Raw genomic sequence first — 24,279 nt, 5'->3', positions numbered from 1 at the left:
GGGGGCATGGATGTCTCCCACCTGCTTGATGGCCTGAACCCGGCCCAGCGCGAAGCCGTCTCCGCTCCCCCCGGCCACCACCTGGTGCTGGCCGGTGCCGGTTCCGGCAAGACCCGCGTACTTACCCACCGCATCGCCTGGCTGCATGAAGTCGATGGCGTGCCGACCCACGGCATTTTCGCGGTGACCTTCACCAACAAGGCGGCCGGCGAAATGCGCCACCGCATCGACGCACAGCTGCCCAATGGCAGCCGTGGCATGTGGATCGGCACCTTCCACGGCCTGGCCAACCGCCTGCTGCGCCTGCACTGGCAGGATGCGAAGCTGCCCGAAGGCTTCCAGGTGATGGATTCGGACGACCAGCTGCGGCTGGTCAAGCGCGTGGTGCAGGCGCTGGAACTGGACGACGGCAAGTACCCGGCCAAGCAGATCGCGTGGTGGATCAACGCGCAGAAGGACGAGGGCCGCCGCCCACAGCACATCCAGCCCGAACCGCACGACGCGTGGCTTGAAACCATGCGCCAGGCCTACATCGAGTACCAGGCACGCTGCGACCGCGCCGGCCTGGTCGACTTCGCCGAACTGCTGCTGCGCGCGCACGAACTGCTGCGCGACAACCCGGCGCTGCTGTCGCACTACCGCGCGCGCTTCCGCGAGATCCTGGTAGACGAGTTCCAGGACACCAACGCCATCCAGTACGCCTTCGTGCGCGTGCTGGCCGGCGATTCCGGCCACGTGTTCGTGGTCGGTGACGATGACCAGGCCATCTACGGCTGGCGCGGTGCCAAGGTCGAGAACGTGCAGGGCTTCCTGCGCGACTTCCCGGGTGCGCAGACCATCCGCCTGGAACAGAACTACCGCTCCACGGCCAACATCCTCGGCGCCGCCAACGCGGTCATCGCGCACAACCCGGACCGCATCGGCAAGGAACTGTGGACCGACAGCGGCGACGGCGAGCCGATCGACTTGTACGCGGCGTACAACGAGATGGACGAGGCGCGCTACATCGTCGAGCGCGCGCGCCAGTGGGTGCGAGACGGTGGCAGCTATACCGAAGTGGCCGTGCTCTACCGCAGCAACGCGCAGTCGCGCGCGCTGGAAGAGGCCCTGCTGAGCGAACAGGTGCCGTACCGCGTGTACGGCGGCATGCGTTTCTTCGAGCGCGCCGAAATCAAGGACGCGCTGGCCTACCTGCGCCTGCTGTCCAACCGCAACGATGACGCGGCGTTCGAGCGCGCGGTCAACACGCCGACGCGTGGCATCGGCGATCGCACGCTGGACGAAGTGCGCCGCGAGGCGCGCGCGCAGGGTATTTCGCTGTGGGAAGCGACCATGCTGGTCACCCAGGGCAGCGCGCTGGCTGCACGTGCGCGCAATGCGCTGGCCGGCTTCCTGGTGCTGGTCAACGAGCTGCAGGCGCAGACCCTGCACATGACCCTGGCCGAACGCGTGGACCACGTGCTGGCCCGCTCGCAGCTGCGCGAGCACTGGAGCAAGGAAAGCCGCAACGCGCTGGACTCGGAATCGCGTACCGACAACCTCGACGAACTGGTCTCGGTGGCCTCGCGCTTCGTGCGCCGCGCCGACGACATCGAGGAAGTGGGCGAGAACATGGACGAGCTGGTCGCGTTCCTGGCCTATGCCGCGCTGGAGGCCGGTGAGGGCCAGGCGCAGGCGGGCGAGGACGGCGTGCAGCTGATGACCCTGCACTCGGCCAAGGGCCTGGAGTTTCCGCTGGTGTTCCTGGCCGGCCTGGAAGAAGGCCTGTTCCCCAGCGCACGTTCGCTGGAGGAAAGCGGGCGGCTGGAAGAAGAGCGCCGCCTGGCCTACGTGGGCATCACCCGCGCACGCCAGAAACTGGTGCTGAGCTACGCCGAATCGCGCCGCATCCATGGCCAGGACAACTACAGCCTGCCGTCGCGCTTCCTGCGCGAGATTCCGCGCGAGCTGCTGCACGAAGTGCGCCCGAAGGTGCAGGTCTCGCGCCCGGCCTCGATGGGCGCCAGCCGGGTGATGGGCCACGCCTCGATCGAGGCGCCGCCGCTGAAGCTCGGCGCGCTGGTCACCCATCCCAAGTTCGGCGAAGGCATGGTGACCGACTACGAAGGCAACGGTGCCCACGCCCGCGTGCAGGTCGAGTTTGCCGATGCCGGCAGCAAGTGGCTGGTGATGGCCTACGCCAACCTGACGGTGATCTGATCACCGTCGGGGGGGCGGGAATTCCTGTAGAGCCGAAGGTAGCGGCAGGAGCCGCTGCCAACGTCGCTTGCGACGGCCCGAAGGGTGCCGGTCAGGACGACCGGCATAGCCATGCTCGGCTGCTTGCAGCGGGAAAAGTCAGTCGAGCACGGCTCGACTCTACAAAAGCGAGTATCCATGACCCGCAACGTGCTCTTCCTCTGCAGTCAGAACCGCCTGCGCAGCCCCACCGCCGAGCAGGTATTTGCCGATTGGCCGGGCATCGAGACCGCCTCAGCCGGGTTGCTGGCCGACGCCGAGGAAGTACTCAGCCCCGAGTTGCTGCAGTGGGCCGACCTGGTCTTCGTGATGGAAAGGGCGCACCGCAACCGTCTGTCCAGCCGTTACAAGGCCTGGTTGAATGGCAAGCGGGTGATCTGCCTGGAAATCCCCGACGACTACGACTACATGGACCCGGTGCTGGTGGAGCTGCTCAAGCGCAAGGTGGCGCCGTTCCTGCGTTGACGGGCTGTTGTAGAGCCGAGCCCATGCTCGGCTGCTTCTGTCGGGAAAGAACAGCCGAGCATGGGCTCGGCTCTACAATAGAAGCCACATCTTCCAGGAACGCCCCGATGACCGAACCCACGTTGCACGTCACCGTGAAGTTGAACGCCAAGCTGCAGCCCGAGCATCGTCATGAACTGTTCGAGGATCCGCTCGATGCGCTGCTGCAGGCGGCGCAGGTGGGTGAGCTGACTGGCGGCGGCACCGCGATGTCCGACCTCGGCGAGGTCGAATACGGCGATATCGAAGTGGCGCTGGTCGATGCGGCCGGCGTGCCGAAGCTGATCGATCTGCTGGAGCAGCTGGGTGCGCCGAAGGGTTCGCAGCTGCAGGGTGCGGGCGAGGCCGACCGCAGCTTCGGCGTGACCGAAGGCCTGGGCATCTACCTGGATGGCCTGAACCTGCCGGACGAGGTCTACGAACAGTGCGATTCCAACCACGTGTTCGAGCAGCTGTCGGAGAACATCGATGGCCTGGGCGAGATCTGCAGCTGGTGGCAGGGCCCGACCGAGACCGCGCTGTACATGTATGGCGAATCGTTCGAGGCGATGCGTGATGCGATCGCTGAATTCGTGGCCAGCTATCCGCTGTGCCAGAACGCGCGCGTGGTGCAGATCGCCTGAAGATGGGGGCGCTGTAGAGTCGAGCTTGCTCGACTGCCTTTTGTGAGCAGACGCAGTCGAGCAAGCTCGACTCTACGGCAGCAGGCTATCGGCCGGCTGACTGCCTGGCGTTGTCGCGCTGGGCCAGATCCTTGCCCAGGTAATAGCCGCCGCAGAACAGCACGAAGGCGGCAATGAGGCTCCACAGGATGATCCTGAGGGGGCTTCGTGATGTCGGCTTGCGGTCCTGCATGCGGGTTCTCCCAAGGCGGCGGCGCGCCGCCCACCCAGCTTGCGCTGCGGTGTCCGGGTACGCAAGCCGGCGGTGCGCACACGCCGCTGCGCGGCGCCGGATTGATCCTGCTCAAGGCGCGCCCTGCACATCCGGTGTGCAATGGTGTTGTTCCCATCTGGCAGACCGCCACGGAGCCCCATCATGTACAAGCGCATCCTGATTGCCACCGACGGATCCGAGCTGGCCGACAAGGGCCTGGCGAAGGGCTTGGAGCTGGCCAAGGACCTCAATGCAGAGGTCGATATCGTGACCGTTTCCGAGCCGTGGGCCGTCGGCATGTACGACGCCATGGGCTGGAGCGTGGGCTACATGAACAGCCCTGAGTACAAGGCCGACCGCGAGGAAGGCGCGCAGAAGGTGCTGCAGCCGGCGCTGGCCAAGGCCGCCGAGCAGGGCATTACCGCCAACCCGGTGCACGTACTGGACCGCTACGCGGCCGACGGCATCATTGAGACGGCGGGTGAGCGCAACAGCGACCTGATCGTGATGACCTCGCATGGCCGCCGTGGTGTGACCCGTGTGCTGCTGGGCAGCCAGACCGCTGAAGTGCTGGCACGCAGCACGCTGCCGGTGCTGGTCATCCGCTGATACAAGCGTTCCCGGGGAGGGGACCCGACGCCGGCCGCAGGATGCGCGCCGGCGTCATCTTTTGTAGGGCCGGCAGGGGCCCATCCACGCATGGCGTGGATCTACTGAATCGCAGGGATCCGACCCCGGTCACATCACCAGCTGTACAGCTTCCAGTACACCGGCGACACGCCGTCCTTGTCGTTGTCGAAACGGCCATCGCCGTTCTTGTCGTACATGTAGAACGGGGCACCGCGCGACGGGGTCACCTTGACCATGCGCAGCTGGCCGGACACGCGGTATTCCTCGATGACATCGCCGTTGTCCATGGTGCGCTTGGACACATCCGCGCCCTTGACGTCCACCGGGGGAGCGCCCGCGCCACCCATGCTGGCGCAGCCAGCGAGCAGGAGCAGGGGAGCCAGCATCAGGGTCTTCATCGGCGGGGGCCTTTGCCTGGAAAGAGCCTTGATTATGCCCCATCGCCGCGGCTGTGCCGTGTCGTCGCAGTGCAGGCACGGGCGCGTAGAATCGACCCATGAGCAGATTAGTCCTGATCGACGGGTCCAGTTACCTGTACCGCGCGTTCCACGCGCTGCCGCCCCTGTCCAATGCACAGGGCGAACCCACCGGCGCGCTGTTCGGCGTGGTCAACATGCTGCGCTCGACACTGAAGGAGCGCCCGGCCTACGTGGCGTTCGTGGTCGATGCGCCGGGCAAGACCTTCCGTGATGACCTGTACGACCAGTACAAGGCCAACCGCCCGCCGATGCCCGACGAGCTGCGCAGCCAGGTCGAGCCGATGTGTCGCATCGTCGAGGCGCTGGGCATCAGCATTCTGCGCGTCCCCGGCGTGGAAGCCGACGATGTGATCGGCACGCTGGCCCTCCAGGGCCTGGCGCAGGACCTGAAGGTGACCATTTCCACCGGCGACAAGGACTTCGCCCAGCTGGTGCGCCCGGGCATCGAGCTGGTCAACACCATGACCGGCAGCCGCATGGATTCGGACGCGGCGGTGATGGAGAAATTCGGCGTGCGCGCCGACCAGATCATCGACCTGCTGGCGCTGATGGGCGACGCGGTCGACAACGTGCCGGGCGTCGAGAAGTGCGGGCCGAAGACCGCTGCCAAGTGGCTGGCCGAGTACCAGCACCTGGATGGGGTGATGGCGGCCGCGCCCACCATGAAGGGCAAGATCGGCGAAAACCTGCGCGCGGCGCTGGAGCGTCTGCCGCTGAACCGCGAGCTGGTGACCATCCGCACCGACCTGGCGCTGGACGCCAGCCCGACCACGTTGGCCCTGCGCGAGCAGGACGTGCCGGAGCTGACCGAGCTGTATGCGCGCTACGGCTTCACCCAGGCGCTGAAGGAGCTGGGTGCGCCGGTGCCGGCACCGGTGGCCGCCAGCGAGGCGACCCCGAGCCTGCGCGGCACTGCGGCCGGCTTCGCGCGTGGCAGCGTCGAGGCGCCCGCCGCCGGCACGCTGGATCCGGCACTGTCCGCGCCGGGTGAATACGAGACCGTGCTGAGCGCCGAGCAGCTGCAGGCCTGGGTCGAACGCCTGCAGCAGGCCGACCTGATCAGCTTCGATACCGAAACCGATGCGCTGGACGCGATGCGTGCGCGGCTGGTGGGCATCAGCCTGGCCGTCGAGCCGGGCAGGGCGGCGTACATTCCGGTCGGCCACGATTACCCGGGTGCGCCGGCCCAGCTGCCGATGCAGCAGGTGCTGGACGCACTGCGCCCGGTGCTGCAGGACCCGGCGAAGAAGAAGCTGGGCCAGCACGGCAAGTACGACCTGCACGTGCTGCGCCGCCACGGCGTGCAGGTGCAGAGCTACCACGACGACACCATGCTCGAGAGCTTCGTGCTCAATTCCACCGCCACCCGCCACGACATGGATTCGCTGGCGCTGCGCTACCTGGGCTACAGCACCATCAAGTTCGAGGACGTGGCCGGCAAGGGCGCCAAGCAGATTCCGTTCTCGCAGGTGGGCATCGACGAGGCCAGCCGCTACGCCGCCGAGGACGCCGACATCACCCTGCGCCTGCATCACGCGCTGCAGCCGCAGCTGCTGGCCGAGCCGGCGCTGGACAGCGTTTACCGCGGCATCGAGATGCCGCTGGTGCCGGTGCTGACGAGCATCGAAGCCAACGGCGTGCGGGTCGACACCGACGAACTGCGCCGGCAGAGCCAGGACCTGTCTTCGCGCATGCTGGCCGCGCAGCAGAAAGCCACCGAGCTGGCCGGGCGCAGCTTCAACCTGGATTCGCCCAAGCAGCTGCAGGCGGTGCTGTTCGACGAGTTGAAGCTGCCGGCGGTGGTGAAGACCCCCAAGGGCCAGCCCAGCACCAATGAAGAGGCGCTGGAGGCGATTGCCGACCAGCACGAGCTGCCGCGCGTGATCCTGGAGTACCGCGGGCTGGCCAAGCTGCGCAGCACCTACACCGACAAGCTGCCGGAGATGGTCAACCCGGACACCGGCCGCGTGCATACCAGCTACCACCAGTCCGGTGCCGCCACCGGCCGCCTGTCCTCGTCGGATCCGAACCTGCAGAACATCCCGATCCGCACCGAGGATGGCCGCCGTATCCGCCGCGCGTTCATCGCGCCGGAGGGCTTCCAGCTGCTGGCGGCCGACTATTCGCAGATCGAGCTGCGGATCATGGCCCATCTGTCCGAGGACCCGGGCCTGGTGCGTGCCTTCGAGCAGGGCGCCGACGTGCACCGCGCCACCGCCGCCGAGGTGTTCGGGCGCACGCTGGAGGAAGTGACCCCGAACGAGCGCCGCGCGGCCAAGGCGATCAACTTCGGCCTGATGTACGGCATGAGCGCCTTCGGCTTGGCCCGCAACCTGGGCATCGACCGTGGCCAGGCGCAGGACTACGTGGCGCTGTACTTCAGCCGCTACCCGGGCGTACGTGATTTCATGGAGCGGATGCGCCAGCAGGCCCGCGACCAGGGCTATGTGGAAACCCTGTTCGGCCGCCGCCTGTACCTGAACGACATTCATGCACGTAACCAGGGCCTGCGCGCCGGTGCCGAGCGCGCCGCGATCAACGCGCCGATGCAGGGCACCGCCGCAGACATCATCAAGCGCGCGATGGTGGACGTGGACCAGTGGCTGCGTGACAGCGGCGCACCGGCACGGATGATCCTGCAGGTGCACGATGAACTGGTGTTCGAAACCGAAAGCAGTTTCGTCGAGGAGTTGCGTTTGCAGGTGGTCGAGCGCATGTCGCAAGCGGCCAAACTGCGGGTGCCGCTGGTGGTCGATACCGGCATCGGCAACAACTGGGACGAAGCACACTGAGGGTGTTTCAGGCCGAAAACGACGTGAATTCGTTCATTCGTCAGAGGTTTCTGACTCGATCATGAATGTTGCCCTGATGGAGGTTCATTAAATTGGGCCCCTTCACGAACCGTTAGTGTTCGGAGTGCTTCTATAACTCTCGACAGGCGCAACGCCTGTTGTGGATCTCTCCCATCCCCTGGAGCAGATCTCGGAACGGGGACTCCTCCCCAAGTGCCCGTTCCCCGGCCCCGTTGACCTCCCCCTGGTCAGCGGGGCTTTTTATTTGTGCCGTTGCCAGATGCCGTGGCCTGCGCCACGCTGGGCCACCGCTCCGCAGGGGAAGACAATGCCCGATCTGTTCGCACTGGCCATGCCGTGGTGGGAGTTCATCCTGCGCGCGGTGGTGGTGTATGTCGTGGTGCTGGGCATGGTCCGGCTGGGTGGCAAGCGGGCTCTGGGGCAGATCACGCCCTTCGACGTGCTGCTGATCGTGCTGCTGGGCAACGCGGTGCAGAACGCGCTGTTGGGCACCGACACCTCGCTGGGCGGTGGCCTGCTGCTGGCGGCCACCCTGATCGTGCTGAACTATGGGGTGGGCTGGTTGACCACCCGGAATCGGCGCATGGAGCGGATGATCGAAGGAGAGCCCACCGTGATCGCGCGTGATGGCCGGCTGTTGGAGGGCGTTCTCCGCCGCGAACTGATCAGCCGGGCCGATTTCGATGCCGCGCTGCGCCAGCAGGGCGGCCTGCGGATCGAGGACGTGCAGATCGCGCTGCTGGAGACGACCGGACACATCACGATCATCACGCAGAAGGGCACCTGACTTGTAGCACCGAGCCCAGGCCCGGCGCGACCAGGCTGCCCCTCACAGCCAGTCGCGCGGGACCAGGTAGTCGGCCAGTCGCGATTCTGCGCTGCCGGGTTCAGGCGAGAAGCCGTACTCCCAGCGCACCCGGGGCGGCAGGCTCATCAGGATGCTCTCGCTGCGGCCACCGCTCTGCAGCCCGAACAGGGTGCCGCGGTCGTAGACCAGGTTGAATTCCACGTAGCGGCTGCGGCGGTACAGCTGGAACTCGCGTTCGCGTTCGCCATGGGGTGTGTCCTTGCGCTGCTGCACGATCGGCAGGTAGGCGTCGAGGAAACCATCGCCGACCGCACGCAGATAAGCGAAGTCGCGCTCGAAGTCGCCGTGCAGGTCGTCGAAGAACAGCCCGCCGACGCCGCGCGTTTCATTGCGGTGGCGCAGGAAGAAGTACTCATCACACCAGCGCTTGTGCGCGGCATAGCGTTCGTCGCCGAACGGCGCACACAGATCGCGTGCCACCTGGTGCCAGTGCTGCACGTCCTCGTCGAACGGATAGAACGGGGTCAGGTCGAAGCCGCCGCCGAACCAGCTGGCCACCACTTCGCCGTCGCGCTGCGCCTGGAAGAAGCGCACGTTGGCATGCGTGGTCGGCACGTAGGGGTTGAGCGGGTGGAACACCAGCGACACGCCAGTGGCACGCCAGGAGGCGCCAGCCAGTTCCGGACGGTTGGCCGAGGCCGATGGCGGCAGGCGGCTGCCGGCCACGTCGGAGAAGCCGATGCCGGCCTGCTCGAACACCGCACCGTCGCGCAGCACGCGGGTACGCCCGCCACCGCCCTCGGCACGCTGCCACAGGTCTTCCTGGAAGCGGGCCTGGCCATCGACGGCCTCGATCGCCGCACAGATGCGGTCCTGCAGGTCGGTGAGATAGGCGCGCACGCGCTCGAATTCGTTCATGGCGCGTACTTTACCGCAGGGCCCGCCCGAAGCTGTGGGCAGGCCCTGGCCGGCTCAGCGCTTGCGGTTGGAGTTGCGCGGCGCCGGAGCGTCGTCCACGGCCGCCTCGTCAACCGCCTTCTGCAGAGCACCACCCAGCGTGATCAGCTCCCAGTTCTGGGTGCCGAGCACGTCGCAGGCCACATGCAGGCCGCTGCGGTCGGCCTTGCACAGCTGCTCCAGGGTTGCCCGTGCGTCCAGTTCCGCGCCGTTGCCCTGCGCGGTGACCAGGTTCTCGCACCCTTCGCGCACGCCGGCGCGGCAGACCGTGGTGTAGTGCTCGGCGGCCTGCAGCCAGTTCCCGGACAGCGCAAGGCGGTTGCCGAGAATGTTGCAGCCCTGCAGCTTGCCCTGCGCGCAGCAGGCTTCGGCGCCGCCCTCGTTGGCCAGTGCCAGCGGGCAATCCTGTGGCAGTGGCAGCACCTTGAACTGCTTCGGTGCACTGCAGCGTGTCGGGCCCTCGCCGGTGGGGACGAACACCTGGAAGCGGGTCCAGTTATCCAGCCCCAGCAACTGCCCGCCCGGCAGCGGGCGCAGCACGAAGTCGCCGTCCCGGTCGTGGTGGATGCGGATGTCGCCCGCTTCGACGCGTGCGCGAAGATGGCTGCTCCAGCCAACGCCAACCAGGCCGGCATCGCCGAAGTCCAGCGTGTCCATCAGGCCGCCGTCGGACCGGTAGTTGCCGCAGGGTAATGCAGTTGCGGGCTGCGGTCGCAGCGATGCGCCCACCGCCTGCAACGCCGGCAGGCGCTCGCAGGTGGCGGTGTCATTGCCGGGGGTGCAGGCTGCAGCCAGGGCCTGCACCGCCTGCTGGGGATCTCCCGCGTCCCAGGACAGCTCAGCCACGCGGGTGCAGAAGCCGCCGTGCGCTACCTCGCGGCACAACCGCAACAACTGTTGCCGCCGCTCAGCTGGAATGATCACCGGCACGGTCGGCGCCGTCATCGTCACCATGGCTTCGGTCATGGCGGCCGTCATCGCGGCCTTGACCAGCTGCTCCTGCACTGCCGGGTCGGCCTCGAGTGCGGCGGCACACGCCGGGGTTCCCTCTTCGAAGCCACCGTTGTCACAGGCGGCGGGGAGTTTGATGCCGGACAAGGCGGCGTCGAGCGCTGCCTTTGCCAGGGCGGGATCGGCCTCGACCGTGGGTTTGGCTTCCTCGTGCCAACGATCGGCCAGTTGCAGGCACATGCCGGGCACGCCTTCCCGGCACCCTGCTTCCAGCGCGGCCGGGGTCGCTTCGCGACGGTTGTCCAGGCACGCGGCCGCATCGGCCAGGCAGCTGCCATCAGCCGGCGTGGCGGCTGCGGCGCACTGTGCGGGGGCCTGCAGGAGGTAGACCGTGCCATCCACCTCGACCGTGCGGCCACGATCGCGCACCTGCAGCGCACTGGGCAGGCCGTACTCCAGGTTCACCAGCTGCAGCTTTCCGTCGATCTGCTGGAACGCGACCGGAGACGGCGCACTGCCGAAGTGCTTCTGCTCGCCGCGGTTCGGTGAGCTGATGCGCAGCGTGCCGCTGCCTTCGTCGGCCTTGAACAGGCCGCATTGTGGTGACTGTGCGGCGGCCATCGGCGCGGCCAGCAGCAGGGCCCAGGCCAGCCAGCGGCGGCGCGGTGCGGGTGAATGCATGTCGTCTCCTTGACGATCGAACGGGAAGCTCCTGGCGCTACGGCGAACCCTGGCCCTCGCGCGGGGGCGTGCATTGTGCCGCGTCGCGCAGTGGCCGGTAACGCTGGTAGCCGGTCTGGGTATCCATGCCGAGCAGGTCGCCGTTGCCGAGCTGGCGCAGCACAAGGGTTTCGCCGTTCTGCTGCAGCTGGACGGCGCCTTCATGCAGGCGGGCATGCGCGCCATCACCGAAGTCGAGCATGTCGATCACGCCACCGTCGGCCTGGTAACGGCCGCACGGCACCTGCTGCAGCGGAACCAGGCGCAGGTCGGTGCCGAGTTCACGCAGCGGTGCAGTACGTTCGCAGGCACTGACGCGGCCCGCATCGCAGACCACCTGCAGGGCCTGCACTGCCAACGCAGGTTCCAGCGCGTTCAATTGCTGCGCGGCCACTTCCACGCAGAAGCGGCCACTGCGGTGCTGCAGGCACAGTTGCTGCAGCTGATCGCGTGCAGCGGCCGGAAGCGGCGAATCCAGCGTGTCTTCGTCTTCCTGCTGCAGGCGTTGATTCACCCGCTGCATGGCGGCAGCCAATGCATCATTGGTCAGCGCCTCGCAGGCCTGCGGGTCATGCCCGGGCGTGTGTTCGCGGCAGGCAGGTGGGCGATCAAAGCCCGTGGCACCGACGTCGTCGGTGGCCTTTGCTGGGCTGCCATCCCGCAGTTGTCGCAGCAGCGCCGAGCAGCCCGCGCCAACGCCTTCGCTGCACGCGCGCTGGGCCTGGCTGGGCGAAGCCGCGGGCAGCTTCGCAATGCAGTGGCTGCCGGCGGCGCGGCAGCTGCCGGCAATCGCGCTGGGCTCGCTGGCGCAGTCCCGGGACTGGCGCAGCGTGTAGACCACCACAACCTCGTCTTCGATGCGCTGCCCATCGGCACTGATCCGGACCGGCAGCGCCACGCCATCGTCGAGCATGACCAGGCGGGCCTGCGCCGCACTGCGATCGACCCACAGCGGCTCCGGCTCGCTGCCGTCGTCGTGGCGGTAGCCGGTGCTGGGTGATGTGAACACCAGCGCCATGCCGCCTTCGGTGCTGCGGTATTCGCCACAGCGCAGCGCATCGGCGGCGGCAGGCAGCGCGGCGAACAGCAGCAGCGCGGGGAGACGGGTCAGCAAGCGCATGCGACGGTCCTTGTCGTGCGGGAAAGGGGTGTGGCTCAGTGGAAGCGCGAGCGGATGTCTGGTCGCAGCAGGCGCCAGGCCAGCCAGCCCTGCAGGCCGAGGAGTACGAATGACATGGCCACCATGGTCAGCGTGATCAACCAGCGCTTCAGATGGAGTTCCTGTTGCAGGACGGCGTCGTCGGAGAGAAACGGGATGACGTCGCGCATGAACACGTCCAGCCACCCGGCGATCGCAAAGTTGGTCAATGCACTCATCAGCAGGATGGCCACAAAGCTCCACAGGCCCCAGCTGCGCTCGCGCAGCAGTCCCCAGCTGGCCAGCGTCGAGGCAAGGCACAGCAGTGCGACGATCATCGACGCGGCCACCGGATGCGCCAGAAGCCAGATCAGGCTGTGCAGGTGCTGGAGTTGTACTTCCCTCTCAACCAGGTGCCAGATCGGAAGGTTGTGCAGCGGCCACAGCAGCAGTCCCTGCATCACGAAGTAGACCGTGAGCAGCAGTGACAGCCAGAACGAGGCGTGTGCGATCGGGCGCACCCAGGCGTGATAGGTCGGTTGGACCAGCGAAGGAATCGGCGGGATCGACATTGACATCCGGTGTCCTTGCAATCGGTGCCGGCGCGCTCAGCGGGCCGTCACCCGGGTGGCGACGGCCGGCAGGATATGGTGTTCGCTCAGCGGTGCCAAGGGCAGGCCGTGCGGTGGCTGCAGCGGCACCCAGGCCAGTTGGGCGATCTCCGCGCGTGCCTGTGGCATGCCGTCCACCTGCACCCACCAGGCCTGGGCCTGCACGCGGTGGCCGGGCTCGTTCACCGCCCAGTCTTCGAACGTGCCCAGCGCGACGGCGGTCTCGACGCACAGCTGCACGCCGAGTTCCTCATTCAGTTCACGCGCCAGCGCCTGCAGCGGTGCTTCGCCGGGTTCGGGCTTGCCGCCGGGCTGGATGAAGCGGCTGGCGCCGTGTTTGCGCACCACCAGCGCCCGGCCGCGGTCATCCAGGATGACCGCGGCCACGATATGGATCGTGGCCGCGGCGTTGCTCACTTCAGGTTCTGCTCGAACAGCTTGAGGATGCGCTTGTACTGGTCCAGCCAGGAATCGGCGCGGACGTAGCCGTGGCGCTCCAGCGGGTACGGTGCGATCGACCAGTTGTCCTTGTGCAGTTCGATCAGGCGCTGGGTGAGGTTCACCGAGTCCTGGAAGAACACGTTGTCATCCATCATGCCGTGGGCGATCAGCAGGTTGTCCTGCAGGTTCTGCGCGTACTCGATCGGCGAGGACACGCGGTACGCCTCCGGATCGATGTCCGGGGTGTTGAGGATGTTGCTGGTGTAGCCATGGTTGTACTGGTGCCAGTCGACCACCGGGCGCAGCGCGGCGCCGGCCTTGAACGTACCCGGCGAGCGGAACAGCGCCATGAAGGTCATGAAGCCGCCGTAGGAACCACCGTAGATGCCGGCATGGTCACGGTCACCCTGCTGGGTGTCGACCAGCCAGTCCAGGCCATCCTTGTAATCTTCCAGTTCCGGGTGGCCCATGTTGCGGTAGATCGCCGTACGCCAGTCGCGGCCGTAGCCCTCGCTGCCGCGGTAATCCATGTCCAGCACGATGTAGCCCTTCTGCACCAGCAGGTTGTGGAACATCTGCTCGCGGAAGTAGGCCGGGTAGCGCTGGTGCACGTTCTGCAGGTAGCCGGCGCCGTGCACGAACATCACAATCGGGTACTTCTTCCCCGGTTCCTTGTTTTCCGGTTCGTAGTACTTGGCCCAGACCACGCCGGCGCCATGCTTGGACGGCACTGCCACCAGCTTTGGCTGGATCCACTGGCGCGCCTTGTAGTCGGCGGTGCGGGTGTCGGTCAGCACGCGGGCCTGGCCACCGGTGCTCGGCAGCACGGCCAGCTGCGGCGGCAGGTAGGCGCCGGAATAGCGCACCAGCAGCTGCTGGCCGTCCGGCGACAACGAGAAGTCTTCCACGCCGTTGAGGCTGGTCAGCTCGCGCACCTGGCGGCTGCCGGTATCGACCGCGCAGACTTCGTAGTCATGCGGCGCCTGCTGGTTGCACAGGAAGTAGAAGCCCTTGCCATCGGCCGACGGCACCGGCGCCGAGGTTTCCCACTTGCCGCTGGTCAGCGCCTGCGGCTTGGCCGTGCCGGCCTGGGTGTACAGGTGCGAGAAGCCCGATTCCTCCGACAGCAGCCACAGCGTGCGGCCATCGGCCATCCAGCCGAAATCATTGAAGCCCCAGTTGATCCAGCCGTTGTCGGTCAGGCGATGACGGTTCTGCACGCGGCCATCGGCAGCGTTGACGCTGATGATCCAGCGGTCCTTGTTGTCGTTGGCACGCAGCATCACTGCGGCCTGCTGGCCGTCGGGGCTCCAGCGAATGCCACCGCCCATGAAGTCGCTCATCACCTGCAGGCTGCGCTCGCCCTTCAGCGCATCCTTGCCGGCCTTGCGGCGCAGCTCGGCCAGCGGGTCGGTGGCGATGCCGGGCAGGCTGGACAGCGAGACCTTCTCGGCCTTGCCGGTGCGCACGTCCACATACCACAGGGTGTGCGGCTCGAAGCCGTTGCGGCCGACGCGGGTGCGGGTGTCTTCGGTTTCCTCGTAGCCCGACTCGGTCACGTACAGCGGCATCTTGCCGCCGCGGCCGTCATCGAAGTCCTTCGGCTTGGTCACCACGATCAGGTGGGTCAGGTCCGGCGACAGCACGCTGTCGGCGATCTCCACGTCGGTGCCCAGGTACACCGGGCCCGGCGCGCGGGTCGGGTCGGCCTGGCGCCAACGCTGGTCCTGGTCCTTCAGTGCTTCGCGCTGGTCACGGTCGCGGCGCAGGGTTTCCAGCGTGCGCAGCTGCTGGTCACGCAGCACGTCGGCCTTCGGCGGCGTGCGCGGATCCTTCTCGGCCTTCAGGCTGGCCACCTGCTGCACGCCGCTCGCGGCGGTCCAGTGGAACCAGTTCTGGCCAACGCGCCAGATCACGCCATTGTCGGCAGCAAAGTTCACGTTGCCCGCGCGCTCGTTGCTGCGGGTCAGCTGGGTCAGCGCGCCGCTGCGCAGGTCGCGCACGAACACGTCGCCATTGCGGACGAAGGCGCTGCGGCTGCGGCTGCGGTCGTAGACCGGCTCGGCCACGTCCAGGGTGCCGCGCTGGTCATCGGCCACCTGTGCGGCCACGCCACCCGCCACCGGCTGGCGGAACGTATCGCGCACCGGGCTGCCGCTGCGCTTGAGCTGGTATTCCACCTGCTGGCTGTTCCACGACCACCAGGCCTTCTCGACCGGCGGACCGATCCAGTCCGGGTCGGCCATGGCCTGTTCGATGGTGATCGGCGTCGGCGCGGCATGCGCAGCCGGTGCGGCCAGCACGGCCGACAGCAGGAGGGACAGGGGCAGCACTCGGGACATGGGCGGACGGCACCAGAAGAGGAAACCGGGCAAGCGTAGCAGCCGCAAGGGCCCGGGGCAGGGGCCACAGGTCATGGCAGCGGGATTGGCAAAGTGGTGCAACCGGTTGCCGGGGTTGCGCATCCATCCTTCTGAACCCGCATCATCCACCGAACCGGAGCCCGACCATGCAGGAACTGATCCCGATCACCCTCTTCATCTGCATCGCCTACGCGATCCATGCCATTGCCGATGCGCGCGCGCGCAGCAAGCTGGTGGCCCCGCACGTGCCGGAGGAAGTGATCCGCTCGCTGGCGGTGCTGGAAGAAGAGCGCCGCCGCCAGGGCGCGCTGCGCTGGGGCATCAGCCTGGTCTGCCTGGCGCTGGCCATGGCCCTGCTGGAAGCCATCGGTGCCCGTGACCTGACCTTTGGCGCCGCCGCCGCGCTGGTCGGCAGTGCTGGCCTGGGCCAGCTGCTGGCCTGGCACTTCACCCGCCCCGCCGCACGCAAGGGCTGAGCCGGCCCATGTCACGGGCACAGGGGGCGCCCCGCAGATGAGCCTGCTCGGCGAAGCATTGTCGGCACTGCGGGGCCGTCGCCGCCATGATGCAGCGGCGACGGCGGCACCCGCCGCACCGCTGGATGCGGACCAGGCCCTGGTGCGGGCCATCATCGATGGCTCGCAGGCGGCGTTTTCGCAACTGGTCGAGACACATCAGCGCACCTGCGCACATGTGATCGGGCGCATGGTGGGCGACCGCGATCAGGTGGCCGACCTGCTGCAGGAGACCTTCCTGGCCGTGTTCCGCCAGCTGCACCGCTTTCGTTTTGAATCCTCGCTGCGCACCTGGATTTCCCGGGTGGCCTACACCACCGCGCTGCAGCACCTGCGCCGGCGGCGGCTGGAGGCGCAATGGATGGTGGCGGTGGAGGTGCCGGAGGAACTGGGAATCGGCGATGAAGGACCGGGGCCGGCTGAACTGAGCGAGGCGCTGCAGGCGGGGCGCCATCTTGGCGTGGCGCTGGAGCGGCTGAGTGCACCGCAGCGCCTGATCGTCGGCCTGCACTACCTGGAGGACTTCGACCTGGTCGAGATCGAGCAGGTGACCGGGCTGGCACGCGGTACCATCAAGAGCCACCTGCACCGCGCGCGCCAGGTCCTGAAGCAGGAACTGACGCGGCATGCCGCCGCCGGAGAACTGCTGTGAGCCCATCGACCGACCCTCGCGATGCGGAAGAACGCGCGCTGGCGCAGGCGTTGCGTGAGCAGACGCAGCAGGAAGAAACGCCGGATGTGAGCGAGGCCCTGCAGAAGCGCATTGCCGCTGAATCGCGCGACAGTGGCGTGGGTTATGTGGTGGTGCAGGTGGTGTTGTTGGGAGCGTTGGTGGCGGCGGCTGTGTGGTATTTCTGGGTCTAGAAGAACGCTGACGCCTGCACCTGATTCTGGACGCTTTTTCCTCCAACACCTGATCAGATGGCCAGGCATCGGGCGTTATCTGCAAATCGACAGTTGGTTTTCCGCGTCAGATTCCGTCACCTCGGTCTCGTCGTCGATGGCGATGGCTCTATCCAGGACCTACGAGCTGCGTGTGTTTCCTGAGGAAAGTTGCAAATCCCATGTCTCCACTTGAGGCGTAGTTTCACAATCAGAGATTCTCAACCATCAGCTTCCACAGGCATGGAGTGAGAATCACATGGACAGGTGCGCGAGTAAGCCAATGCCGGATGAAGTTGGATGATGCTCTACTACGTCCAGCTTTCGCTTGCCCGATTCAAGCAGCGAGTCGGCACTCATCTGGCAATCGCTCTCATGCTGGGTGCGGGGGTAGGGATCACCACCGTGATGCTTTCCATTGTTCTCCAGGCATCGTCGGATCCCGCTCCAGGCCGGAGCTCGGCACTGTTCCGCCCTTACCTTGACGCGCGTCCAGATGCACTGCGCAGTGGCTCTCCGGATCCTGGTCAGTCACTGACCTGGCCAGACGCGAAGGTGCTTCTGAACCAAGGCCGGACGTGGAAGCAGGCAGCAATGGCAGGGGGCGCGGTGACGCTCTCCCGGCCGGGAGAGCCCAGCGCAAGATTGCGCGCCAGGTTCGCCACGTCCGAAGTCTTCAGTGTCCTCGGCATTGCCGTTGTTCAAGGGCGCGCATGGACCGCCGAGGAGGGGCATGCTGCGAGTCGAATCGTGGTTCTGTCGCGTGCGCTCGCAGAGCGCGAGTGTGCACAGGGCTGTGTTGGTCATCAGTTGGACCTGGGCAGACGCACCTATACCGTGGTGGGTGTCGCGGAGGATTGGCATCCGGTGCCTATGTTTCAGGGAGACCTCGCGCGCAGACCGTTTGTGGAGCCTGACGAGATCTACCTGCCGCTTGAAACCGCAATCGCAGACAAGCTGACCGTTGTGGACGGGACGGCGATCTGGGGTGGTGACCAGGACACGGATCCTGCAGGGGCCAATGTTTCCTGGCTTCAATTGTGGGCGTGGCTGCCCACCGCAGACGATGTCGCCGCTTACCGCGCGAGTCTGAACGCCTATGCGCATGAAAAGGGGCTTCGGATCGAGCCAGGCGCCCAGCAGGTGGCACTCTGGCCGTTGATGGATTGGCTGGACAGGCTGGGATTGGTTCCGGAGCAGGCCAGGATGCAGCTTCGGTTGTCGCTGATCCTGCTCGGCGTGTGCATCGTCAACGCGGCGGCGCTGCTGAGCTTCAGTCTGGGGCGCCGTCGGCGGGAGCTCGCGATACGACGTGCACTGGGAGCACGACGCCGAGACGTGTTCATCCAGCTCATGTGGGAATCCATCGCGGCGGGCGTCGCAAGCGGTGCGCTCGCTGTCGTCACCTATACGCTGGGAATACGGGTGGTTGCTGCGGGAGACGTTCTGCCCAGCGCGATAACAGCGATGCATGCCGGGGCAATGCTGATGGCGGCTGGTCTGGGAGTCGTCACGACGTTGCTCTGTTCATTGGTCCCATCGTTTGAAATCTGCAGGGTCAGCTCACTGTCGAGTGCCTTCGCGAAGGGGGCTGCCTGAAATGTTCGAATCAATGAGGGAGACTCGACGACATCTGGGAAGCGCCGCACTGCTTGCAGTGCAGGCTGCGCTTGCAAGCCTGGCATGTGCGTTCGCACTGCAATCTGTGCTGGACAGCTTCGCCAGATTGAACACCCGCAGCATCCGGGACGCAGTATCGATTGGTGTGGTCAGGGTCTCGGATGTCGAAGAAGGCGCTGATGCTGCAGTGCTGCGGGCAGACCTGTCCGCGATCCGGCTGCCCGGTGTTCAGGACACGGTTGTGAGCGACGCTGTTCCGTTCGGGGGAAGAGCCCATCGATACGGCGTGTGCACCAGCGAGTCGGCCATGGCGTACTCGATGAACGCGGGTACGACAGACGTTGCTGGATGTGATCGCATTCCCGTGGCAACTGCCAGTTCTGGCTTGCTGGCGATGCTGGGCGCGGGAATCGTCCTGGGACGGGATGCCACAGAGGACGACATGGCTGAAGGTGCTCCGGTAGTGCTGATCAGTGAAGCGCTGGCTGCCCGTCTGTTCGGAACGGAGAGTGCTGTTGGCCGCCACCTGTATTTCGGCCCCGGCAGCAGCCGGGTCATCGTGGGCGTATTTGCGTCTGTTGCTGGACCGGCACCAGGAGGCAATGAGCGGGACTCGCAATGGGCGCTGCTACCGGGCCTTCCCACGGGCGCCAGTCGCTATTATCTGGCGAAGTGGAAGTCGGAGGTTGATCGTTCATCGCTTGATCGCACTGTCGATGCGCTACAGCGGCCCTATCGGATCGTGAATTCGACCGGTGTCGAGACGCTGGCGGGATATCGCGACGCCTACGTCAAAGCTGATCGCTTCGCTACGACCGTGCTCGCGGTCATGACGGCCATCGTTCTCGGTGTGCTGATGGCCGGGGTTTCCGGAGTCGTAGGCGCCTGGCTTGATCGGCGCCGGCACTCCATTGGGGTTCGACGGACACTCGGTGCTCGCGGCTCAGTGATCTTTGCCGAAATCATGTTCGAAGTTTCACTGTTCACCACACTGGGCGCCCTGCTCGGCGCGTTGTCGTTGCAGTGGATAGGGCCGCCACAGGATGGCATCACAGGTTCACTGTGGTTATCGATATCGAGCGCTGTCGTGCTGGTGATGGCGGCCTGCTTGACTGCACTGGTACCCCGGGCCCTGCGAATCGCCAAGGAGCCGCCCTTGACCCTGCTGAAGCCCCTGTAGCCCGTTCATCCTGTCATCCAGCTTCCCTGCGACAAAGTGAAGCAGCGCGTCACCCGGTCGCATCCCACCTTAACGAAATCCTCCTAAAGTGGTCCGGTATCCCACCGGTCACAGGCAGGAGGCGTCCCTTGGACGCGTTGTTGTTGTCCCGGATCCAGTTCGGATTCGTCATCAGTTTCCACGTGCTGTTCCCCGCCTTCACCATCGGTACGGCCAGCTGGCTGGCCTTCATCGAATGGCGGTGGCTGCGCACGAAGTTGCCCGTGTGGCGCGAGCTGTATTTCTTCTGGCAGAAGATCTTCGCCGTGTCGTTCGGCATGGGCGTGGTCAGCGGCATCGTCATGGCCTTCCAGTTCGGCACCAACTGGCCGCGGCTGAGCGAGGTGGCCGGCACGGTCATCGGTCCGTTGCTGACCTATGAGGTGCTGACCGCGTTCTTCCTGGAAGCCAGCTTCCTCGGCGTGATGATGTTCGGCTGGGGCCGGGTCTCGCCGCGCCTGCATTTCTTCTCCACCTGCATGGTGGCGCTGGGCACGCTGTTCTCCACGTTCTGGATCCTGTCGTCCAACAGCTGGCTGCATACACCGGCCGGCTACGAGATGGTCAACGGCATCGTGCATCCGGTGGACTGGTGGCAGGTGGTGTTCAACCCCTCGTTCCCCTATCGCCTGGCCCACATGGCGCTGGGCTCGTTCATCACCACCTGTTTCGTGATCGGTGGCGTCGGCGCGTGGTACCTGCGCAAGGGCACACATGTCGAGGCCGGACGGCGCATGCTGATCGCGGCGGTGGCGTTCGCGGCGCTGACGGTGCCGGTACAGATCTTCGTCGGCGACATGCATGGCCTGAACACGCTCAAGCATCAGCCGATGAAGATCGCGGCGATGGAAGCGCACTGGCATGAAACCCAGGAAGGCGAGGGCGTACCGCTGGTGGTGTTCGCGCTGCCGAACGAGAAGGAAGAGCGCAACGACTTCGAAGTCGCCATCCCGAAGCTGGGCAGCGTGATCCTCACCCACAGCCTGGACGGCACCTTCGATCCGCTCACCTCGGTGCCGGCCAGCGAGCGGCCGCCGGTGACGCCGGTGTTCTTCGCCTTCCGCATCATGGTTGGGCTGGGCACGCTGATGCTGCTGCTGGCCTGGGTGTCGGCTTTCCAGCTGTGGCGCAGGAAGCTGCTGGATTCGCCGTGGCTGCTGCGCGGCTGGAACTGGATGCTGCCCAGCGGTTTCATCGCACTGCTGTCGGGTTGGTTCGTCACCGAGATGGGGCGCCAGCCGTGGGTGGTGTATGGCGTGCTGCGCACCGCTGATGCGGTCGGCCCGCAGAGTGCGTGGATGACGGCGTTGTCGCTGGGTGTCTATGTGGTTGGCTATGCCTTCGTGTTCGGCTGGGGCATCTGGTACCTGGTGAAGATCCTGCGCCACGGGCCGCAGCCGTATGCCGAGGGGCCGTCGCTGGACCATGGCAGCCATACCCCGGCACGTCCGTTGTCGGCCGCCGATGAACCGCTGGAGGAGCGCTGACATGGACCTGATGACCTGGCTGCCGGTGGCGTGGTTCGCGGTGATCGGCTTCGGCGTGCTGATGTACGTGGTGCTGGACGGCTTCGTGCTCGGCATCGGCATCCTTGCCCCGTTCGCCGAGGACGAGGAACAACTGGACCTGATGATGAACACCGCCGCGCCGATCTGGGACGGCAACGAGACCTGGCTGGTGCTCGGTGGCGCTGGCCTGCTGGCGGCCTTCCCCAAGGCCTATGCGGTGCTGCTGTCGGCGCTGTATCTGCCGGTGCTGCTGCTGGTGGTGGCGCTGGTATTCCGCGGCGTGGCCTTCGAGTTCCGCTTCAAGGCGCATCGATCGCGCCGGTTGTGGAGCGTGGCGTTCGGCCTCGGTTCGCTGCTGGCCACGTTTGCCCAGGGCGTGATCCTTGGCACCCTGGTGCAGGGCATCCCGCTGGTGGACGGTGTCTATCAGGGCGGGCCGTTTGCCTGGTTCAGCCCGTTCGCGATGCTGACCGGTGCCGCGCTGGTGGCCGGCTATGCGCTGCTGGGCAGCACCTGGCTGATCCTGAAGACCGAAGGGCGCGTGCAGGCGCTGGCGCGGCAGATGACCCGGCCACTGGTGGTGGCGGTGATCGCGGCGATGGGCCTGGTCAGCAGTTGGCTGCCGTTCCTCGATTCGCGGTTGATGGATCGCTGGTTCAGCGACGGCAACTTCTGGTGGCTGTCGCCGGTGCCGCTGCTGACCCTGGCGGTAGCCGCCGCGCTGTGGCGCAGTGCCACCCACCCGCGCCGTGACCTGCCGCCGTTCCTGCTCAGCCTGGCCCTGTTCGTGCTCGGCTTCCTCGGCCTGGTGCTGGGCATGTGGCCTTATCTGCTGCCACCGTCGATGACCCTGTGGCAGGCCGCCGCGCCGGCGTCGTCGCTGGGCTTCACGCTGGTCGGGCTGGTCATATTGCTGCCGGTCATCCTCGGCTATACGGCGTGGTCCTACCGGGTATTCCGCGGCAAGGTGCACGCCGACACCGGTTACCACTGATCGATTGAACACGGGGCCTGCCGGTGCCGGGCCCCCTGTTGGGGAATGTGAAACCTGCACACCCTGCGCGGGACGTGCTAGCGTGCGCTCCTTTCCGGCGGCCAGGGGGGCAGCCGGCGACGTCCTGGACGGACGCACGGCTGCAGGAACGGGGGGCCGCCGCGCGTCGCCGTAATGGCTCGTGCCTATCGTTCTCCCGTTGAAGCACCATCGCTAAATGATCGAATTCTCCATCGTCGACTGGGCCGCCTGGGCGCCCGGCCTGAGTGAGCGTAGCCAGTGGCTGGGCTGGGCCGATGCGCCGTACCCGCCGCATGGCGCGGACACGCCGGCGCTGGCCGAAGTGCCGGCGATGCAGCGCCGCCGCATCGAGCGGCTGGGCCGGATGGCGATCCAGGCCGCGTGCTGGTGCGAGGACGGGCAGGGCGCCGACAGTGACGTGCCGCTGGTGTTCGCCAGCCGCCACGGCGACGTGGCCCGTTCGATGGACCTGCTGGGCGCGCTGGTCGGCGACCAGCCGTTGTCGCCGACCGGATTCGGCCTGTCCGTGCACAACGCGATTGCCGCGCTGTATTCCATCGCCCGCGGCCACCGCGGCAACTACCTGGCGCTGGCGGCGGGCCAGGCCACGGTGGAGACGGCTTGCCTGGAGGCCGTCGGCCTGCTGGCCGACGGTGCCCGCGAGGTGCGGGTGGTGGTCTATGAGTCGCCACTTCCGGAAATTTACGCGACGTTCGCCGACGAACCCGACCCGTTCTTTGCCTGGTGCTGGCGCCTGACCGCCCCGACAGAGGGCCGGCCGACGCTGTCGCTGCAGTGGCAGCCGGCCGACGCCCAGGCCAGCACTGCGCCCGGCCTGCTGCCGCATGCGCTGGACCTGCACCGGTTCCTGTTGTCCGGCGCGCCGGCGCTGGAACACGTGGCCCACGGCCAGCGCTGGCGCTGGAGCCGCCGTGGCTGAGCTGCTGCGCCGCCTCGACCATGCCTGGCGGGTGTTTGGCACCGGCCTGAGCTTTGTCGCATTTGGCCTGGGCGGCCTGCTGCTCGGCGTTCTGGTGATGCCGGTACTGCTGCTGATGCGCGACCCGGTGGTCCGCCGCCGCCGGGCCCGCCGCGTGGTCCAGGCCGCCTTCGCCAGCCATCTGCGGCTGATGCGCGGGCTGGGGGTGATGACCTACGAGATCGAGGGCGGTGAACGCCTGCAGCGCGACGGCCTGCTGGTACTGGCCAATCACCCGACCCTGATCGACGTGGTCTGCCTGATCTCGCTGCTGCCCAACGCCGACTGCGTGGTGAAGCGGGCCGTGGCCTGCAACCCGTTCATGCGTGGCCCGGTACGGGCCGCCGGCTACATCTCCAATGACGATGGCGCCGGCCTGGTCGATGACTGCGTGGCGGCGGTACATGCCGGCGGCACCCTGGTGATCTTCCCGGAGGGCACCCGCAGCGTGCCGGGCCAGCCGCCGCGGCTGCAGCGCGGGGCCGCCAACATCGCCGTACGGGGCCGCCTGGACGTCACCCCGGTGCGGATTACCTGCAGCCCGCCAACGCTGACCAAGGGGCAGAAGTGGTATCGTGTCCCCTCACGTCGCTTTCACGTTCGGCTGCAGATCGGCGAAGATATCCCGATCGCGCCATTTCTGGCCGAAGACGACTCGCCAAGGGGGGATGCCTTGGCAGCCCGTCGCGTCACCGAGCACCTTTCTCGTTATTTCGACCTGTCTGGAGATCCGAACCGTGCAAGCACTTGAGCACGAGATCAAGGAATTGATCATTTCCTCCCTTTCGCTGGAGGACATCACGCCGGAGGACATCGATCCGACCGCCCCACTGTTCGTCGAGGGCCTCGGCCTGGATTCGATCGACGCGCTGGAGCTGGGCCTGGCGCTGCAGAAGAAGTACGGTGTGAGCCTCTCGGCCGATTCGGAAGAAACCCGTCGCCATTTCTCCAGCGTGCGCGCGCTCGGCGAGTTCGTCGCCGCCCGCCAGTCGTAACGGTGCCAGGACCTGCC

General features: G+C 66.7%; 24 protein-coding genes. 16 read left to right on the top strand and 8 right to left on the bottom strand.

Annotated features, from left to right (window positions below; all coding sequences use genetic code 11):
• The first annotated feature begins 6 nt into the window (after window positions 1-6).
• The 3 genes from uvrD to ACSYAO_RS21535 all read left to right on the top strand — a co-directional run bounded on the left by uvrD (window position 7) and on the right by ACSYAO_RS21535 (window position 3,365).
• Complete coding sequence (gene uvrD / locus ACSYAO_RS21545) at window positions 7-2,199, top strand: DNA helicase II (protein WP_049462273.1); 2,193 nt, start codon at window positions 7-9, stop codon at window positions 2,197-2,199.
• Window positions 2,200-2,376: 177 nt separating this feature from the next.
• Window positions 2,377-2,703, top strand: a complete 327-nt coding sequence (locus ACSYAO_RS21540) for a low molecular weight protein tyrosine phosphatase family protein (RefSeq protein WP_049462274.1) — start codon at window positions 2,377-2,379, stop codon at window positions 2,701-2,703.
• A 107-nt stretch (window positions 2,704-2,810) separates the two neighbouring features.
• On the top strand, window positions 2,811-3,365 hold the full coding sequence (locus ACSYAO_RS21535; protein WP_049462275.1) for a hypothetical protein: 555 nt from the start codon (window positions 2,811-2,813) through the stop codon (window positions 3,363-3,365).
• 85 nt (window positions 3,366-3,450) lie between these two features.
• Here the strand turns inward: ACSYAO_RS21535 and ACSYAO_RS21530 are convergent, their stop codons facing one another.
• Window positions 3,451-3,597: a hypothetical protein gene (locus tag ACSYAO_RS21530; RefSeq protein ID WP_180862753.1), complete on the bottom strand. Its 147-nt coding sequence runs from the start codon at window positions 3,595-3,597 to the stop codon at window positions 3,451-3,453.
• 183 nt (window positions 3,598-3,780) lie between these two features.
• Here ACSYAO_RS21530 and ACSYAO_RS21525 point away from each other — a divergent pair, with 183 nt between their 5' ends.
• On the top strand, window positions 3,781-4,227 hold the full coding sequence (locus ACSYAO_RS21525; RefSeq protein ID WP_005411629.1) for a universal stress protein: 447 nt from the start codon (window positions 3,781-3,783) through the stop codon (window positions 4,225-4,227).
• Between the two features lie 134 nt (window positions 4,228-4,361).
• Here the strand turns inward: ACSYAO_RS21525 and ACSYAO_RS21520 are convergent, their stop codons facing one another.
• Window positions 4,362-4,646 (bottom strand): DUF2782 domain-containing protein, encoded by a 285-nt coding sequence (locus ACSYAO_RS21520; protein ID WP_049462276.1) that lies wholly within the window; start codon window positions 4,644-4,646, stop codon window positions 4,362-4,364.
• A gap of 98 nt (window positions 4,647-4,744) precedes the next feature.
• On the opposite strand from ACSYAO_RS21520, the gene polA reads away from it, so the two are divergent.
• Window positions 4,745-7,519, top strand: coding sequence for a DNA polymerase I (polA, locus tag ACSYAO_RS21515; protein ID WP_049462277.1), 2,775 nt, complete (start codon window positions 4,745-4,747; stop codon window positions 7,517-7,519).
• Window positions 7,520-7,847: 328 nt separating this feature from the next.
• A complete protein-coding gene (locus ACSYAO_RS21510; RefSeq protein ID WP_049462278.1) occupies window positions 7,848-8,327 on the top strand; it encodes a DUF421 domain-containing protein in 480 nt (159 codons plus the stop codon).
• 42 nt (window positions 8,328-8,369) lie between these two features.
• Here ACSYAO_RS21510 and hemF read toward each other — a convergent pair whose 3' ends face one another.
• From hemF to ACSYAO_RS21480, 6 genes are read right to left on the bottom strand one after another with little or no spacing between them, the layout of a single operon-like run.
• Entirely contained in the window at window positions 8,370-9,266 is an 897-nt protein-coding gene (gene hemF / locus ACSYAO_RS21505; RefSeq protein ID WP_049462279.1) for an oxygen-dependent coproporphyrinogen oxidase, read from the bottom strand.
• A 54-nt stretch (window positions 9,267-9,320) separates the two neighbouring features.
• The gene (locus ACSYAO_RS21500) at window positions 9,321-10,937 is read right to left on the bottom strand and encodes a hypothetical protein (RefSeq protein WP_049462280.1); all 1,617 of its coding nucleotides are present in this window, start codon (window positions 10,935-10,937) and stop codon (window positions 9,321-9,323) included.
• A 37-nt stretch (window positions 10,938-10,974) separates the two neighbouring features.
• The gene (locus ACSYAO_RS21495) at window positions 10,975-12,096 is read right to left on the bottom strand and encodes a hypothetical protein (RefSeq protein ID WP_049462281.1); all 1,122 of its coding nucleotides are present in this window, start codon (window positions 12,094-12,096) and stop codon (window positions 10,975-10,977) included.
• Window positions 12,097-12,131: 35 nt separating this feature from the next.
• Window positions 12,132-12,692, bottom strand: a complete 561-nt coding sequence (locus tag ACSYAO_RS21490; protein ID WP_049398641.1) for a hypothetical protein — start codon at window positions 12,690-12,692, stop codon at window positions 12,132-12,134.
• 30 nt (window positions 12,693-12,722) lie between these two features.
• A complete protein-coding gene (locus tag ACSYAO_RS21485; protein ID WP_049462282.1) occupies window positions 12,723-13,142 on the bottom strand; it encodes an NUDIX hydrolase in 420 nt (139 codons plus the stop codon).
• Window positions 13,139-15,508 carry a S9 family peptidase gene (locus ACSYAO_RS21480; RefSeq protein WP_049462283.1) on the bottom strand — a complete coding sequence of 790 codons (2,370 nt, stop codon included), beginning with the start codon at window positions 15,506-15,508 and terminating at the stop codon, window positions 13,139-13,141. The genes ACSYAO_RS21485 and ACSYAO_RS21480 overlap by 4 nt, the downstream gene beginning before the upstream one ends.
• Window positions 15,509-15,675: 167 nt before the next feature.
• Between ACSYAO_RS21480 and ACSYAO_RS21475 the strand changes: the two genes are divergently transcribed.
• The 10 genes from ACSYAO_RS21475 (at window position 15,676) to ACSYAO_RS21430 (ending at window position 24,262) form a co-directional block, all read left to right on the top strand.
• The gene (locus tag ACSYAO_RS21475; protein ID WP_005414880.1) at window positions 15,676-16,005 is read left to right on the top strand and encodes a hypothetical protein; all 330 of its coding nucleotides are present in this window, start codon (window positions 15,676-15,678) and stop codon (window positions 16,003-16,005) included.
• A gap of 37 nt (window positions 16,006-16,042) precedes the next feature.
• Window positions 16,043-16,696, top strand: coding sequence for an RNA polymerase sigma factor (locus tag ACSYAO_RS21470; protein ID WP_049462284.1), 654 nt, complete (start codon window positions 16,043-16,045; stop codon window positions 16,694-16,696).
• Window positions 16,693-16,908: a hypothetical protein gene (locus tag ACSYAO_RS21465; protein ID WP_012512479.1), complete on the top strand. Its 216-nt coding sequence runs from the start codon at window positions 16,693-16,695 to the stop codon at window positions 16,906-16,908. Before ACSYAO_RS21470 ends, ACSYAO_RS21465 begins: the two co-directional genes overlap by 4 nt.
• Window positions 16,909-17,226: 318 nt before the next feature.
• Window positions 17,227-18,525, top strand: coding sequence for an ABC transporter permease (locus tag ACSYAO_RS21460; RefSeq protein WP_049462285.1), 1,299 nt, complete (start codon window positions 17,227-17,229; stop codon window positions 18,523-18,525).
• A 1-nt stretch (window position 18,526) separates the two neighbouring features.
• Window positions 18,527-19,726 (top strand): ABC transporter permease, encoded by a 1,200-nt coding sequence (locus tag ACSYAO_RS21455; protein WP_049462286.1) that lies wholly within the window; start codon window positions 18,527-18,529, stop codon window positions 19,724-19,726.
• Between the two features lie 128 nt (window positions 19,727-19,854).
• Window positions 19,855-21,252 carry a cytochrome ubiquinol oxidase subunit I gene (locus ACSYAO_RS21450; protein ID WP_049462287.1) on the top strand — a complete coding sequence of 466 codons (1,398 nt, stop codon included), beginning with the start codon at window positions 19,855-19,857 and terminating at the stop codon, window positions 21,250-21,252.
• A gap of 1 nt (window position 21,253) precedes the next feature.
• A complete protein-coding gene (gene cydB / locus ACSYAO_RS21445) occupies window positions 21,254-22,267 on the top strand; it encodes a cytochrome d ubiquinol oxidase subunit II (protein ID WP_010482330.1) in 1,014 nt (337 codons plus the stop codon).
• A 217-nt stretch (window positions 22,268-22,484) separates the two neighbouring features.
• On the top strand, window positions 22,485-23,228 hold the full coding sequence (locus ACSYAO_RS21440) for a beta-ketoacyl synthase chain length factor (RefSeq protein ID WP_049398632.1): 744 nt from the start codon (window positions 22,485-22,487) through the stop codon (window positions 23,226-23,228).
• A complete protein-coding gene (locus ACSYAO_RS21435) occupies window positions 23,221-24,018 on the top strand; it encodes a lysophospholipid acyltransferase family protein (protein ID WP_006402207.1) in 798 nt (265 codons plus the stop codon). The genes ACSYAO_RS21440 and ACSYAO_RS21435 overlap by 8 nt, the downstream gene beginning before the upstream one ends.
• Window positions 24,005-24,262 (top strand): phosphopantetheine-binding protein, encoded by a 258-nt coding sequence (locus ACSYAO_RS21430; RefSeq protein WP_005411610.1) that lies wholly within the window; start codon window positions 24,005-24,007, stop codon window positions 24,260-24,262. Before ACSYAO_RS21435 ends, ACSYAO_RS21430 begins: the two co-directional genes overlap by 14 nt.
• The last annotated feature ends 17 nt before the right edge of the window (window positions 24,263-24,279 follow it).

The organism is Stenotrophomonas sp. STK16_22 (genome assembly GCF_051984505.1).
GTDB classification, from domain to species: Bacteria; Pseudomonadota; Gammaproteobacteria; order Xanthomonadales; family Xanthomonadaceae; genus Stenotrophomonas; species Stenotrophomonas maltophilia_A.
Note: the sequence above shows the minus strand (reverse complement) of the source record. Positions and strands in the feature narration are given on the sequence as shown.